This window comes from Jutongia sp., assembly GCF_057878315.1.
In genome coordinates this window covers 1-14,653 of sequence record NZ_DBLXSO010000017.1, presented here as the reverse complement: position 1 = coordinate 14,653, position 14,653 = coordinate 1, and the positions used below count along the sequence as shown (strand labels likewise).

The 14,653-nt window shown below is 48.8% G+C and carries 11 protein-coding genes and 1 riboswitch; of the genes, 4 read left to right on the top strand and 7 right to left on the bottom strand.

Annotation, left to right across the window (positions count from 1 at the left end; all coding sequences use genetic code 11):
* Positions 1–139 precede the first annotated feature (139 nt).
* Positions 140–1,309, top strand: a complete 1,170-nt coding sequence (locus tag ACZLMD_RS05790; RefSeq protein WP_022306919.1) for an FprA family A-type flavoprotein — start codon at positions 140–142, stop codon at positions 1,307–1,309.
* 217 nt (positions 1,310–1,526) lie between these two features.
* Here ACZLMD_RS05790 and ACZLMD_RS05785 read toward each other — a convergent pair whose 3' ends face one another.
* From ACZLMD_RS05785 to ACZLMD_RS05760, 6 genes are all read right to left on the bottom strand, one after another.
* The gene (locus tag ACZLMD_RS05785) at positions 1,527–3,551 is read right to left on the bottom strand and encodes a DUF4430 domain-containing protein (RefSeq protein ID WP_489495297.1); all 2,025 of its coding nucleotides are present in this window, start codon (positions 3,549–3,551) and stop codon (positions 1,527–1,529) included.
* Positions 3,552–3,578: 27 nt separating this feature from the next.
* The gene (locus ACZLMD_RS05780) at positions 3,579–4,574 is read right to left on the bottom strand and encodes an ECF transporter S component (RefSeq protein ID WP_482522761.1); all 996 of its coding nucleotides are present in this window, start codon (positions 4,572–4,574) and stop codon (positions 3,579–3,581) included.
* A complete protein-coding gene (locus tag ACZLMD_RS05775) occupies positions 4,571–6,277 on the bottom strand; it encodes an ABC transporter ATP-binding protein (protein WP_482522762.1) in 1,707 nt (568 codons plus the stop codon). The genes ACZLMD_RS05780 and ACZLMD_RS05775 overlap by 4 nt, the downstream gene beginning before the upstream one ends.
* Positions 6,277–7,191: an energy-coupling factor transporter transmembrane component T gene (locus tag ACZLMD_RS05770; RefSeq protein WP_482522763.1), complete on the bottom strand. Its 915-nt coding sequence runs from the start codon at positions 7,189–7,191 to the stop codon at positions 6,277–6,279. Before ACZLMD_RS05770 ends, ACZLMD_RS05775 begins: the two co-directional genes overlap by 1 nt.
* Before the next feature lie 78 nt (positions 7,192–7,269).
* Entirely contained in the window at positions 7,270–8,298 is a 1,029-nt protein-coding gene (locus tag ACZLMD_RS05765; RefSeq protein WP_482522764.1) for a DUF4430 domain-containing protein, read from the bottom strand.
* 231 nt (positions 8,299–8,529) lie between these two features.
* A riboswitch (cobalamin riboswitch) is annotated at positions 8,530–8,750 on the bottom strand.
* A 101-nt stretch (positions 8,751–8,851) separates the two neighbouring features.
* Positions 8,852–10,432 carry a serine/threonine protein kinase gene (locus tag ACZLMD_RS05760; protein ID WP_482522765.1) on the bottom strand — a complete coding sequence of 527 codons (1,581 nt, stop codon included), beginning with the start codon at positions 10,430–10,432 and terminating at the stop codon, positions 8,852–8,854.
* Between the two features lie 245 nt (positions 10,433–10,677).
* On the opposite strand from ACZLMD_RS05760, the gene ACZLMD_RS05755 reads away from it, so the two are divergent.
* From ACZLMD_RS05755 to ACZLMD_RS05745, 3 genes are read left to right on the top strand one after another with little or no spacing between them, the layout of a single operon-like run.
* Entirely contained in the window at positions 10,678–11,454 is a 777-nt protein-coding gene (locus tag ACZLMD_RS05755) for a hypothetical protein (RefSeq protein WP_484107693.1), read from the top strand.
* Positions 11,420–12,220, top strand: coding sequence for a hypothetical protein (locus ACZLMD_RS05750; protein WP_484107694.1), 801 nt, complete (start codon positions 11,420–11,422; stop codon positions 12,218–12,220). The genes ACZLMD_RS05755 and ACZLMD_RS05750 overlap by 35 nt, the downstream gene beginning before the upstream one ends.
* Before the next feature lie 46 nt (positions 12,221–12,266).
* Positions 12,267–13,076, top strand: a complete 810-nt coding sequence (locus ACZLMD_RS05745) for a hypothetical protein (protein ID WP_484107695.1) — start codon at positions 12,267–12,269, stop codon at positions 13,074–13,076.
* Between the two features lie 10 nt (positions 13,077–13,086).
* Here the strand turns inward: ACZLMD_RS05745 and ACZLMD_RS05740 are convergent, their stop codons facing one another.
* A complete protein-coding gene (locus ACZLMD_RS05740; RefSeq protein ID WP_484107696.1) occupies positions 13,087–14,586 on the bottom strand; it encodes a DUF8451 domain-containing protein in 1,500 nt (499 codons plus the stop codon).
* Between the last annotated feature and the right edge of the window lie 67 nt (positions 14,587–14,653).

Genomic DNA, 14,653 nt, shown 5'->3' with positions numbered 1-14,653 from the left:
CGGCATCCCGGCGCACTGGATCTCCGTCCGAAAAACTCATAAATCACCTGCGCAGAGATGTGCTTATTCACATGCATTACGATTTATGAGCGATAAAATCACAAAATACAACACATTGTGCGCAGAAAAGAGGTTATCTATGAGCGTAGTTATTTCAGATTCTATAAAGTATATCGGTGTAGATGACACTACCATCGATCTGTTTGAAAGCCAGTACGTTGTCCCGGAGGGCGTTTCCTACAACTCCTATGTGATCCTGGACGAAAAGGTGGCTGTTATGGATACCGTTGATCCACGAGGCATGGAGGAATGGGAGAAGAATCTTCTCTCTGCTCTCGACGGCAGAACCGTTGACTATCTTGTTGTACAGCATCTTGAGCCGGATCATGCCGGCAGCATTGCCCGTCTTGTTGAGCTGTTCCCGGATGTGACTCTCGTTGGTAATGCAAAAACCTTTGCGATGCTTCCACAGTTCTTCGATATCCCATTAGATGGACACAGTCTCACCGTCAAAGAAGGCGATACCCTTTCTCTCGGCGAGCATACACTGACCTTTGTCATGGCACCAATGGTTCACTGGCCGGAGGTAATGGTTACATATGAGTCCAAAGAAAAGATCCTTTTCTCCGCAGACGGCTTCGGTAAGTTCGGTGCCCTCTCCAAGACAGAGGGCGAAGATGACTGGGCTTGTGAGGCACGCAGATATTATTTCAATATCGTCGGCAAATATGGTGCTCCTGTCCAGACACTTCTCAAGAAGGCTTCCGCTCTGGACATTGCAATGATCTGTCCTCTTCACGGACCGGTCTTAAAGGATAATCTTGGCTATTATCTGGGGCTTTATAATACATGGTCAAGCTATCAGCCGGAGGATAAGGGAATCCTGATCGCATACGCTTCCATCCACGGCAACACCGGCAAAGCTGCCGAGAAGCTTGCTGAGATCCTTCGCGAGAAAGGAGCAGAAAAGGTTGTTGTCAGTGACCTTGCAAGAGAAGATATGGCTGAGGTGATCGAGGATGCCTTCCGCTATGACCGCATGATTCTGGCTGCTGCCAGCTATGATGCCGGCGTATTCCCATGTATGCAGGATTTCCTGCACCATCTGCAGAGCAAAGCCTACCAGAACCGTAAGGTTGGCATCGTAGAGAACGGCTCCTGGGCGCCAACCGCTGCACGCACAATGAAGTCTATTCTTGAGACAATGAAGAATATCGAGATCGTTGAGCCTGTTGTCACGATCCGTTCCGTAATGAAGGAAAGTGATCTTCCTGCTATGGAGCAGCTTGCAGACGCAATGACGAAATAGAGTCTTTCTATACACTTAAAAAAGGGCAAAACCAGCGTTTTGCCCTCCAAGAATTGCTTCGCAATTCTCGTTGATATAACACTACGTTACGAGCATTTTCCTATGCCATAAAAAGAACCCCACTCAAAGATTATCAAATCTCTTTGAGTGGGGTTCTCTATTTCATTGGCAATATTTACTAAAAACTCGCAAATTCGCTCTTTCAGAGCTTTTCCGCTTATCTCACAACAACTTTTACCTTGCTCTTTTTCTTGTCGGCCTTCAGGGTAACGACTGCATTGCCCTTCTTAACACCCTTTACAGTTACCGTGATCTGTGTTACTTTCGCTTTCTTTGTCTTCGCAGATTTCTTCACAACCTTCACGTTCTTCTTGTTGACAGAAACCTTCACAAGCTTGGCAACAGATGCTACAGAAGCCTTCTTTGCAGTTGTTACATTCCATTTTACAACTGCCTTCTTGCCCTTCTTAACGGTTACCTTTGTCTTCACAGCCTTAACCCTTGTGACCTTAACCTTGCTCTTAGCCGGTGCTGCACTCGCTGTTGCAGCAGGTGTTGCCGTCTTAGCCGGTGCAGAAGCTGCCGGAGTCTGGCTTGGCACATTGCTTGGGCTTACTGCCGGTGACTGGCTCGGTGCTGCTGAAGAAGTCTCACTTGGCACATTGCTTGGGCTCACAGCCGGCGACTGGCTCGGTGCTTCTGATGGAGCCTCACTTGGCACCACGCTTGGTGTCACACTTGGAGTCACTCCTGTATATCTCACATCATAAAGAGAATCTTTTCCCTCCATTGCACGGATCACTGCTGTCAGACCACGAAGCAGCTGCTCCGGCTGATATGACATCAGATCGTCATCCACCTTCTTATTCTCTACATCAACAAATACAGCTGCATCATCAAGAACAGTCACACCATTTTTGATGAAGTCTGTGCCGTCTGTCTCGCTGCATGGATTAATCCGAAGCTGTCCCATTGCGGTCATGATCTGCGCAAGTGTCCATACATTGTTTGTCTCTGTGCCGTATCCGCTCCAGCTACCGTCTGCATTCTGGGTGCTCTCCAGGAAATGGATTCCCTTTGCATATGCTTCCTGCACTGCAGTACGGTCACTGCTTGCATCCTCAGGAAGAATGTCATCGGTTGCATATTTGTACAGTGGCTGAAGTGCCATTGCAACAGAATCAACAGAGCTCCACTGAAGTGCCTGTGCAATACTGTCATCCATCTTTGCGGCAATATTATTTACAAGATCATCCTTTGTAATATAATCATCGCCTGCCGGCGGGAAGTAATTTCCGCTGTCCAGTGCCAAAAGCATTGTACTGTCCAGCATATACGCTTCGGAAGATGCCTCATAGGTACTCTTCTGTGCCATCTTCTCGATCAGGTTGTATCCGCCAACATTTCTTGCATCCTTACCCATTGCTGTCACAAACAGAACGATCTTCGCATAAGTCAACTCCGGATATTTGCCCGCGATGACAGCCTCATCCTTTGCCTCACCCTCAACAGTAACAGATCCTGTATCTGCCAGTGATTTAAGCTGACTCTCCACATTGGCGTACATCTCGTCGAAATAATCAGACTTGTAATCTGCACGAAGCAGGGAGAATGCTACATAAAGTGCATCCGGTGTCTCAATACCATAGACGGTCTGACCATCGCCAAATACCTTTTTGAAGATCGTATCTGCCAGAACCTCCTGCTGTGCCTTTGCATTTGCAAGAAGAGATGCTGTCTTATCACTGTCCGGATTCAAAGAAGCATCATCGTCAAATACCTTTGCCTGTACTGCTGTATCTCCGTAAGAAGTATAAAGATAGCTGATCTTATCGTTGTCCTGCAGTGTTGTGTTTCCAAGGCAGTCAGACGCATAGGCACCGTTGATATAAAAGCCCCAGTATTTGCTCCAGTCAGCTGCGTTGGCGATATCGCCGATCTTGTTTAAGTTTGCGCCATATCCGGTATCCTCGATCAGATAATCTGTATAGCCTGCCTTCTGCAGCGCCTGTTCAACCGCTACGTCACCCTTTGTTCCCTTGTCCACCTGTACGGCGATCTTGCCGATATCGACAGTGTGTCCTTCGTCATCCGCGCCCTCAGCTGCCACATAAACGGTAATCTTACCGGTCTGGTTGGCATCTGTCTCGTCTGCTGCCTTTACAGTCACGCCTGCGCCAAATACGGTCGTAAATGCCAGGGCGGCTGCCAAAAGGCTGCTCATCCATTTCTTCTTGATCATTTTGATCCTCCAATCCTGATGCTTTGTCTACAGTGTAATCCCAAATTTCCCTTGTATACGCTCCAGCTTTTGTAAAATGCTGTCCCCGAAAAGGAACATACACAACGCCGCCGTACCGGCATGCGCTGCATCGTAGGGTGCTCCTGTCAGGTATAATGCTTTCAGGGCCTCCCAGCTGATCTGTCCGGATGACGGATCCATCGAATTCGTCATCAGCATCGCCGCAAAGTTCATCACGCCTCCATACAGCAGAAACACCACAAAAAACGTAAACACCGTTGTTGTAATGTCATCCACCGGAAGTTTTTTCCTCTGCAGGATACAGCCCGCTGCCATTCCGGCAAGTCCGTAGAAGTACAATCTCCATCCAAAGAAATTCTCTCCCGGGCTTCTCCGAAACAGATAGACCACATAAGCAAGCACCCACGCAGACAGAATGCAAAGAACCGGTCCCATTACCACACGGAACCTGCGACCCTTCTCCAGAGAAAGCCGTCTGGCAAGCGTTTCTCCAGTTCGTCTGCGTTCTATTTTATTGCAAGCCATGCCGGACAAATATCCGACCATCCCCCAGGCAGCCATCTGCCAAGGAGTCCATGGCCCCTGACCATCAAAAAAGTTACACACCAGCCGACTCATTGCACCGATCAGAAAGCCCGCCTCCGGACCAAGACCAATGCCACAGATCACCACCATCGTGGTTCCGGCATGTAACGGTATCGTATGTGCGCAGATCTCATTCATCACCACGCACAATGCGGTGAGCGTCGACAACAGCACAACTTCTCTCGCCTGCGGTTTGCGCCGTTCATACTGTCCAAAAAACAGGACAAGTATCAGAAGCACAACGCCAAATCCCATCAAAAGATAATATCTGCCGCGCAGCAAAACCGTCGACACAAACAGTAATGCCACAACCGACATCAGTAGCAAAATGCCGCTTGTCACACGGCGCCTGGACCGCTGCCACAAATATTCCTCCCAGTCAAACTGACGTCCGGAGATTTGTCCTGACTGTTTCATCCGGCACACCCCGCTTCCTGCAGAGCCCGGATAATATCCTCCGCCAGCAGACAATCCCCACAGACGCCCCGGCTCATCCGCTGTGCCGCCGTCGTATAGAAAACATTTTCTCTGAAAAATGCTCTCGTCTCCCCTTCACTGATCAGCTGCCCGTCAAACAACAGACCGCACTGATCCGCATAGCGCGCACAAAATTCCATATCGTGCGATACAAGCACAACGGTTTTCCCTTTGCTGCACAGATCCTTCAAAAACTCTGCAAGCTTTTCCTTAAATGCACCATCAAGTCCCTTTGTCGGCTCATCAAGTAACAGAATATCCGGTTCTGTAAGAAGCAGTTTTCCAAGCGCAAGCCGTTGCTGCTGCCCGCCGCTTAAGTCCATCGGATTCTGCTCCCGCTGCGCAGTAAGCTCCAGATAAGAAAGCATTTCCCCGACTCTCTGCGTCCTGTCCGCTTCCTTCAAGCTTGCCCCTCCGTTTTCCGGAAGAAGCATCGCCATCAGCTCCTCGGCAGCCGTCAGCTCCGTAAAAAGGCTCTTCGGATTCTGTGCCAGAAAACGAATCTTGCCCGCCGCCTTCACCTTGCCGCGTCGAGGCTTGCAGATCCCCATGATCGCTTTTAATGCCGTTGATTTGCCGGAGCCGTTGCCCCCCACCACCGCATAGAGCATCCCCTTCGGAACACGCATGGTAAAATCCTCCAGCACACGCTGATCCTTCTGATAACCGAAGCAGAGCCTGTCCACAAAAAGTGCCGTTTCTGACACGGCACGCTTCGCCGTATGGCAGGGATGCCTGTCGGATACCGCAGACTTGATGGGCTCACCGGGCTGTCCTGTTTTACGGACATGATCAGCCAGCCAGCTCTTTCCCTGCCGGATACTGACCGGAGAGTTCGCCTCGTCCCTGTAATGGCATGCCTTCCATACCCGGACCGCCACCGGCATTGCAGAAGCAATCGGAAGTGCTTCGTTATGTTCCCTCTCATACGCTTCGAGCTTCGCCGCACACTGCCCCGGCACCGCGTCCGCCACCAGATGCCCCTGATGCATGATCAGCACCCGGTCTGCCATCGGAACGACCTCCTCCAGCCGCTGCTCCGACAAAAGCACAGCCGTTCCCAGATCGCGGTTCAACCGCCGCAGCGTATCCAGAAATCTTCCGGTGCCGATCGGATCAAGCTGCGCCGTCGGCTCATCAAGCAGAAGCACATCCGGCTGCATGATCACCACAGAGGCAAGATTTAACAACTGCTTCTGTCCACCCGAAAGCTCGGAGACCGGTCTGCGAAACCACGACTCCATCCCGAAATACTGGGCGATCTCTGCCGTCCGCCGCCGGATCTGCTCTCCCGGCACGCCGAGATTCTCCAGTCCAAAAGCAAGCTCATGCCACACCTTATCTGTCACAAGCTGTGTATCCGGATTCTGTCCGACAAAGCCGATCCGTGCCGCGCTCTCCCGGTCATCCATCGTCTCCAGGTCACTCCCCCGGTAATACAGCTTACCCGAACCCGTTCCAAATGGAATCTGATTCTTTTTGAAGTGACGCAGAAGCGTTGTCTTGCCGCAGCCCGACTGTCCGCAGAGCACGACAAACTCCGCCTCTCCAATGGAAAAACTGATATCCTCGATCGCATTATCCGTCTGTCTCGGATAACAGAACGACACATGCTCACAGGATAAAACTGCTTTTTGTTCCATTATGCGTCTCCTTTCTCACCGTCTCCCATCTGTCCCATATCTCGTACAGACATCAAAAAGTAACTGTCATAGGCCACCGGCGCAAGCATGCCGGCCGCTGCCGTGACCAGTGCTGCAACAGAGCAGCCGGACAATGCCTTCTGCCAGATCTCCGGGAAATAATATGCCTTAAAATCTCCTCGAAACCGGCAAATATATACACCGGCAAACATAACCACAAAATAGATACACCAGACCAGATCCTCCCGGTGAAACGAAAACAAATGAAACCACGTTCTCGATCCGGTTCGGTATCCTCTTGACTCCATCGATACGGACACCTCGATCGAATCCTCTAACGACCATGAGATCAGCATCGAAAGCTCTCTCAAAAAGCTTCGCATCCGCTGCATCTTCGATGCCTCTCCACCCGCGCAGCCAAGACCGATCTGTGCCTCATGTATCTGCCGGTAACGATCTCTCATATCCGGAATGGAGCGAAAGATCATCATCAGCATCAGACCGATCGTCGGGATCGCCCTGCCGGTCAGATATAGCACCTTCTCACTGTCGAGAAGCTTCGCCGCCACGCCGCACCACTGCAGCAGCGCAAACAGCATGAGCGTCATCATGATCCCGTAATAGACGGACTCCCATGTCACCGCCATACCATTCATATAGAAAAGCGGTGTCACACCTCTGTGCGAAAATAACGGCAGGATCACCGCCGCAAACACAAGCATCATCCCCGCAGGGATCCATAGTCTCAGCCATTGTCTGATTCCCGCCAGCATCACATAGCAGAGGGACGCACAGACGAAAGATGCCATGATTGCTGCCGGATGCCTTACGATCATTGTCCAGATCATGCATGCCAGTAGATAGACCAGAATAACTGCCGGATGTCTCTTTGCAAACTCCGATTCCTTTTTCATATCATACTCCAATCCGCTGTCATACAGCATGCCACTTGTCTGTTTTCACCACAAGCTGCTTTCCTTGTGAGCAGCAGATCAGGAGGTCTTCCCATCACATGTATACCGCCAGCTGATCACATCCCCCTCCGATATCTTATAGGCAGATGCACCCCGGTTGGGTGCGGTGCCGTTGACCTTATAGATCCAGCCACTCATATCACCCGCCTGCTTCTCATAAAGATGTGCTATTCCTTTAATATAGTAACTTTTATATAATGGCGTATATTCCGCGTCCACGGCAATCCCTTTCGCCTTGCACGCCTTCGCCAGTACATCGTACACCGTGGCACCCTTCTCCATCTGTACCGTCACCTTCGCAAGAATCTCGCCATCGTCCGGAATATATTTCCAAATGCTTTCCTGTGCCTGCTTCTTATTCTTCACCAGACTGTCACAGCGGATCTCGATCGTACAGCTGATCTTCTCTGCCTCCGGTGTCGTGGTCACTGTACTTCCTCCCGGCTTTGCAGTTGCCATCGAACTACTCTGCGATTGTCCCGGCGTTGCTGGCGTTCCATTCTGTCCGGAGGATACCTGATCTCCATTTCCGCCACCTGATGACGCATCCGCCGCGTCGCTCTGCCCCGGTGTCTGACCCGCCGTTGCATTTTGTCCGGAAGTCCCTGCTGTCGCCGACGGATTCCCGGAGCTGTTTTTGTCGGAATGCTTTCCGGAGGTGGAACTTTTCCCCTTCTTGTCCGAAGACTTTCCGGACGTATTCTTCTTTGACGAAGGCTCTCCTGATGACGTGTCCGCTTTTGCGGACAGCGTATTGTCATCTGTGTTCTTACCTGACTTTTCTTTTCCATCAGAAGCCTTCTGATCCGCCTTCCCACCATGTGCGGTCGATACAGGCTGATTCGTCAATTCCGGTTGCTGCGTCTCCTCACTTTCTTCCTTATACATAGAAGAAAGTTCATCATCCCCCGTCAGATCCTTCCGGACCAGCTTCTGTTCCTGCCGGTAGGAATCCACCGACTGAAAATGCGTCTGACGTATTCCAAGTACCACTGCGAATACCACAAGCAATGCTACCACAATATATTTCCATCTTCTCTGTCTCATCTTATTCTCTTTCTTAATATTATAAAAAGGCAAAACCAGCGTTTTGCCCTCCAAGAATTGCTTCGCAATTCTCGTTGACATAACACTACGTTACGAGCATTTTCCTATACCATAAAAAAGCCTCTGTACATTCGGCTGTACAGAGACTTCATATTCTGAAAAAATTCAACACAAAAGAAACGTTTCCGTGTCCGCTCCCTCCCACCGAGGGCTGCTTTCATCAAAACGCCATATGTCTGTCTCTGTCCAGCAGGTCTCCTGGCTCGAAATCATCTTCCTCTCTCCCTTCCCATACCGCCTGACGCAGTACAGTGGTTCCGGATCTTGCTCCGGCGAAAGAGTCATCCTTCTTACAGTAGCGGGGGCTGCTGCAGCATCTCACTGCATTCCCTTTTCAATCTATCCCGTATCACCTGCTGCGGCGCAGGCACACTGATAAATCACTGAACAAAGCAAAGCATACCACGCAGTTATCTATCTGTCAATCTCTCATATATTTTTCATTTTTTAAAGCACCTTTCACGCATTTCATGCAGCTTCCTATTATTAAAAATTATTGGAAGAAGTCATCCAGATTGCCATCCATCTTCACATTATTTTTCTTTTTGCTTTCTGTCCCGGCAGGCTTCTTTGTCGCCTGTACCTTTTGTGGGACACTTGTCGGTGCAGCGGTCGCAACCGGTGCCTTTGTCGCTTTCGTGCTTTTCCTATTCTTCTTTTTCTTTGGTGTCGCCGTTTTCTTCGGCTTCTTAGATGCCTCCGGACGTATGGTCTCCTCTGCGCCTGCGGTATTCTCAGGATCGGCAGCCCCGCTTGCATTTGCCGGATCTTCCGTCACCGTCCCGTCTGCATCGCCCGAAGCGGCTCCCTCCACAGTTTTCTTCGGCAGATCTGCCGTAACCGCTGGTTGCTGTGGTCTGCCCGCCCGATCCGGCATCACCTTCCACGCGATCAGAAGCACGATGCCAACGATCACCGCCGCACTGAGTACGACCGTCCGAATCGTTTTGTTACGTTTCCTTCTCGCCCGTTGATCCTCCATCTCCTGCAGACACCGCTCCATCTCCATCGTGAGATTTAATGTATTGCTCGCCTTCGGCAGTCTGCGGTGCTCCTCCGGCACCCCGGTTGCTTCCCCGTTCCAGTATTCCGCCTCCTCGCTCTCATATAGAAGATCATATAATTCATCAAGCCTCTGCAGTCTGGAAGTGCTTTCCACCGCCAGTCCCTTCATCAAAAGCCGGTCCACCTGCGGATCAAGCTCCGGCACATATTCCGTCAGCGGCACCAGACGATCGTTAAAAACCCGCTCCGTCGCATCTAACGGCTTCTCGCCGGACAGCATATAATAAATAGTCGCACAGAAGCCGTACACATCCGTCCACGGTCCCCTGCCTCCCTTTTTCTCCAATTGCTCGTACGCTGAAAAGCCCTGCTTATAAATCGCCGTCCGCGTCCGGTCATCAATGGCATTTGCATGGCGTACCGCTCCAAAATCGATCAGTACCCCCCTGCCCTGCGCATTAATAATGATATTATCCGGACTGACATCCTGATGCACAAGATTGGACTCATGCATTTTCATCAGCGCAAGCATCGGCTGTCTCATAATCCTCCGGCAGACCTCCGGCGTCACCCTGCCATTCTCCGTCACGTACTTCTTGACACTGTCCCCCTCAATATAATCCATAACAAGATATGCGGTATTATTCTCCTCAAAAAAAGTCCTCGTCCGCACAATGCCATCCATGAATCCAAACTGCGACAGCACTCTTGCCTCCCGCAGGAAGTCCTTTTTCCCCTGGTCAAACTGCTGCTCCGACTCCGCTGTAAACGGCACAACGCTGTAAGACTGCTTCTCCTTCTCACACTTGCGCCAAACCATTCCATTCGGGAAATACTCCTTGATCGCCACCGGGATCAGCAGATTCTGATGAAGACCAATATAAGTAATGCCAAAGCCGCCCTCACCAAGCACCCTGCCGACCATATACTCGCCGCCATGCAGCATCGTCCCAAGCGGCAAATGATGCGGCTTCTCCTGATAGCTGTCCCGGTCAAAATCGCAGGAGGTACATTTGCCATCCCAGGTCAGCGGCTTCATACAACCAAAACAATATCTATGTTCATTCAAAATCGTCACTCTTCCTTAAAAGTCATTGTCATAATGTAACAGATATCGGGGTAAAAAATATTTTGCGCTCAACGGATAACACGAATTGCCTCATGCTATCTGCTTTTACCCCCTGCATCATAACATATTAACATAATTTGGAAATATCGTATAGAAATTTCACAAAAAATAGTTCATAATAATAGCCGTACAAAATTGAAATACTAAATCTGTCGCCCACTTCGGACGAGAATGGAGAATACATTATGAAAAAACCCCGGATCAGAAAATGTCTCAGACACAAACGGCTTCATGCCGTCACACTTGCCGGCAGCCTGCTGCTTCTGTCAGTCCTGCCTTATCTGCCTGCCCGCGTCCACGCCAAATCCACCTACACGATGCAGCAGGTGGTCGAAGACAATATTTCTCTAAAGAATGAGGACACGGTTCTGATCTCCGGCAGGGAAGATCTGGAATTGTTAGATCAATATCTGGAATCAGGGGCCCCCGTTTCTAAAGATACTACCTTTTATCAGACCTGCGACATCGCGCTGTCAGACTATACATTTTCTACAGTTCAAGATAATGACAAGTCCCTTATCAAGATTTATCATTCTTCTACCGAAAAATGTGAGGCGGTATTTGACGCTTCCTCCAATAAGTTTTATACAGATGATTCCTGCCAGACAGAATCAGATTTCAGCTTTCAGGGAGATCCATGGAACCCGATCGGATCAGCTGCACATCCGTTTATGGGACACTACGAGGGCAATCAACACGCTATCTCCGGGCTTTGGAATAACGCTGTGCTCTCCTCCGTCTCAAAAGGAGCTGTCGGATTTTTTGACCATATGAAGAATGCGGCAATTTCCAACCTTAATCTGTGTGACTCCTTTATAAATGTCCGCTATACCAACGATGCCGGGCAGAATGCCACTGAAACAATCTCCAATAATTGCACGAATAATCTGGGAGTTATGACAACGGTGGCAGAGGCTGCCTGCCAACATGATCGGTATGTTTACCGGTTATTATCAGCATAACTCATCCCTTGATCAGTATGATACCTTTACCAACTGTAACTCCGGCGGACTGATCCGGGACACCACACGTACTTCGCTCATGGGCGGCATCTGCGGAAAAACAACCGAAAATGTTCTATTCCTGCAATGCGTCAACAACACCATCATCCGGAATGCCAATATAGCCGGCGGTATTTTAGGCTTCTGTTCCGGCAGCAACACAGATCCCGAATCTGCCTTGACAAATGATACCCAGCTGTATTCCTGCCAAAATAATGCAGAGATCACCGGCGCACACATCGGTGGCATCCTTGGAATGTCCGGCTACGCATCCAGCACCTGGTCTGCCGTCATCGACAAATGCACCAACACCGGAAATCTGAACGCTTATCAAAATGCCGGCGGTATCCTGATGGAAAGCCTCGGTCATACATACATCGCAAACTGCAACAATTCCGGTGCAATTTCCCAGATTGCAGACTCTTCACAGGACGAACACCCAGACATCTCTTGTAGCACAAACGAACAGGTCTATGGATTGAAAATTTCTGCAATCGGAGGTCTTGCCGGCTGGATCATAACCGATTATGATAACGCCCCCGATTCCACTGTTGCCAACACGATCTATAACAGTTATAACACCGGCAGTCTGACCACCTTATCCTCTGCCGATGCCGGTGGACTGATCGGTCATTGTTTGAATCAATTCACCATGGAAAACTGCTACAATTCCGGCTCCGTTTCTCACGACAAAGAAAACGGCAGCACCTGCAACCACCACTCCTGAAATCTCCACGACACCAAATGTGCCTGCTTCCTCCACACCGGAGATCTTGACAACTCCAAATGTGTCTGTTTCTTCCACACCGGAGGTCTCGACAACTCCAAATGTGTCTGTTTCTTCCACACCGAAGGTTTCGACAACTCCAAATGTGTTCGTTTCTTCCACACCGGAGGTCTCCGCAACACCGGTCACTCCGACCACTTCCACACCGGCTGCTACTGTGCCGGTCTCCAATCCCAATGACGCACCGGTCTCCCGTTCATTGTCCCTGCGTGCCGGTGCATCCCGAAACGGCGGCATTCTTTTAAGCTGGAGCTGCGACCCGGATCAGGAAAGTTTCGTCGTATACCGCCGCCTGAAAAACAAGCCGGACTTTTCTCTGGTGACCGCCTTAAACACCGGCACCAAAGGCTTCACCCAGAAGCTTTCCGGGAACTCACTGGCAAAGTGCACCTTTACGGACAAGAAAGCAAAGCCAAACAAAACCTACTATTACAAAATACTTTCCTATACCAAAAATGGGACAGTCACATCTTCCACCTCCGTCAAAGCCGTCTCCCGTCTGCGTGCGCCAACCATCACCGTACGCCAGAAAAAGACCGCCCCGGGCGTACAATTTTTGCAGATCAGGCTGAGCAAATACCAGGGACGCTACGCCGGTATTTATATCCGCAAAAACAACGGAAAATATGTCTACATCCGCATGAAAAACAATAAAATCTCGCCGCGCCGGAAAACCTTCAACTTCCGCCATTCCATGCGAAATGTCACACTCTCGGTGCGCGTGAGAACCTACCAGACAAAGAAACGCAAAAAGGGAAGCTTTTATTCCAAAGTGAAAAAGGTACGGATCCGGTGATCCAGGTATATCAATCCTCACACTTAATATATCTTCTTCTTTTCGTTGCTCCAATACAAGCTAATAACCCCATATCCACTAATTCATTCAGCAGCTGCCTTGTCCTAGGTCCTTTCAGTCCTATTATCTCTGCGATCTGGTCCGTACTATATTCAACATCTACATCCATATTTTTTAAAATCTGCTGATGTCTTTGCGATAAATTTAAACTGATTACTTTGGGGGAATCTGCTGATTTTTCTGCTGATTTTTCTGCTGATTCCTTCTCCATCTTCATCACAAGTGTTACCTGATTCAGATTTGTATCCTCTATTAAGCGGGGTTCAATCCAGCCCTCGGACTTCCATGCATCAAGGATTGTCGGAAAGCCAGAGCCTGCATTGTCCCCAAATCCTACTAATCTCAATATCGTCTGCATATGGGGATTTCTCGATTTTGAGTTGCCTCCACGATAAATATCTTCTAACGGAAGCTTCAATATTCCCGGATTTGTAAATTCAAATGAAGAAGACCTCTTAATCACCTTTAAAACACACGCATCCATCAAGTAATCCGCATGTATAATCATATTGACAAACCCCTCACGAACAGCTTTATGGATCGGAGTAACATCGATACGCTGCACTCCGCCCTCTAACTTAAAGGGCTTTTTCAAATCCTCTGTCAACTTCGGAGTCACTTTCGTGAAGAAATTAAATAAATTATTTTCCCATGTCCCGTCATAAGTAATCCTATCATTCCAGCGAATATCTGCCGTGACCTGACTTTCATTGCGATAATCCATAAATACATTATCAAAGCGTTCTCGAATAGCCTGTCCTGTTCCAAACATCAAAAGTCCAGCTAATGTCAATCCCTCCACTTCCGTTTTTCGATCTTTCCTGTAAGCCCCCAGTTTTTCCAGAAAAGACTTATCATCCAACGCATTCCATACATGATCTTCATTTCTGATTTCAAAAATCTGACGATATTTCCTTAATGTTTCTTTATCAATATCATCCATCGTATAATACTCTATGATCTGATTATCATTGCCTTCAGGATTTCGATCCCTTATCATTCCATTGATTTCGTACTCACTTGCATGATAATCACCCTCATGATTTCTTTTATATGTTCCTTTATATGGATTTTCTCCAACATATACAGGACGCATATTAAAATCTGCCCTTGGAACATGTATCAAAAGAAGACTGATATTATCTTCATAGACAACTTCTACATCCTCATCTTTCAATAGATTGACATTTACCTTACTATTATTAATCGTATTCCAAAAATCCTCTTTTTGTTTCGATGGGTTCTCTATTCCTTGTATTATAAATCGCTCCTCTGGTATAATCTTCGATTTATCTTCCTTTACTCCACATATGATATAACCTCCTTTAGTATTCGCAAATGCAGAATACGATTCATATACAGATTTCGGCACACTGCTTTCCGCTTTTTTGCACTCTATATCAACTTTTTCCCCTTGATAAACAAGTTCTTTTAACTCCTGCATGTTCATATGCTACACCTGCCTTATACATTCTGAATAAATTATCAAAAATATCTACCATTTGGCAACCAGCTAT

Bases quoted from the DNA above. Each gene is read 5' to 3' on its own strand.
- ACZLMD_RS05785 (WP_489495297.1), bottom strand. From the start codon at position 3,551: ATGATCAAGAAGAAATGGATGAGCAGCCTTTTGGCAGCCGCCCTGGCA.
- ACZLMD_RS05780 (WP_482522761.1), bottom strand. From the start codon at position 4,574: ATGAAACAGTCAGGACAAATCTCCGGACGTCAGTTTGACTGGGAGGAA.
- ACZLMD_RS05790 (WP_022306919.1), top strand. From the start codon at position 140: ATGAGCGTAGTTATTTCAGATTCTATAAAGTATATCGGTGTAGATGAC.
- ACZLMD_RS05775 (WP_482522762.1), bottom strand. From the start codon at position 6,277: ATGGAACAAAAAGCAGTTTTATCCTGTGAGCATGTGTCGTTCTGTTAT.
- ACZLMD_RS05770 (WP_482522763.1), bottom strand. From the start codon at position 7,191: ATGAAAAAGGAATCGGAGTTTGCAAAGAGACATCCGGCAGTTATTCTG.
- ACZLMD_RS05740 (WP_484107696.1), bottom strand. From the start codon at position 14,586: ATGAACATGCAGGAGTTAAAAGAACTTGTTTATCAAGGGGAAAAAGTT.
- ACZLMD_RS05755 (WP_484107693.1), top strand. From the start codon at position 10,678: ATGAAAAAACCCCGGATCAGAAAATGTCTCAGACACAAACGGCTTCAT.
- ACZLMD_RS05765 (WP_482522764.1), bottom strand. From the start codon at position 8,298: ATGAGACAGAGAAGATGGAAATATATTGTGGTAGCATTGCTTGTGGTA.
- ACZLMD_RS05750 (WP_484107694.1), top strand. From the start codon at position 11,420: ATGATCGGTATGTTTACCGGTTATTATCAGCATAACTCATCCCTTGAT.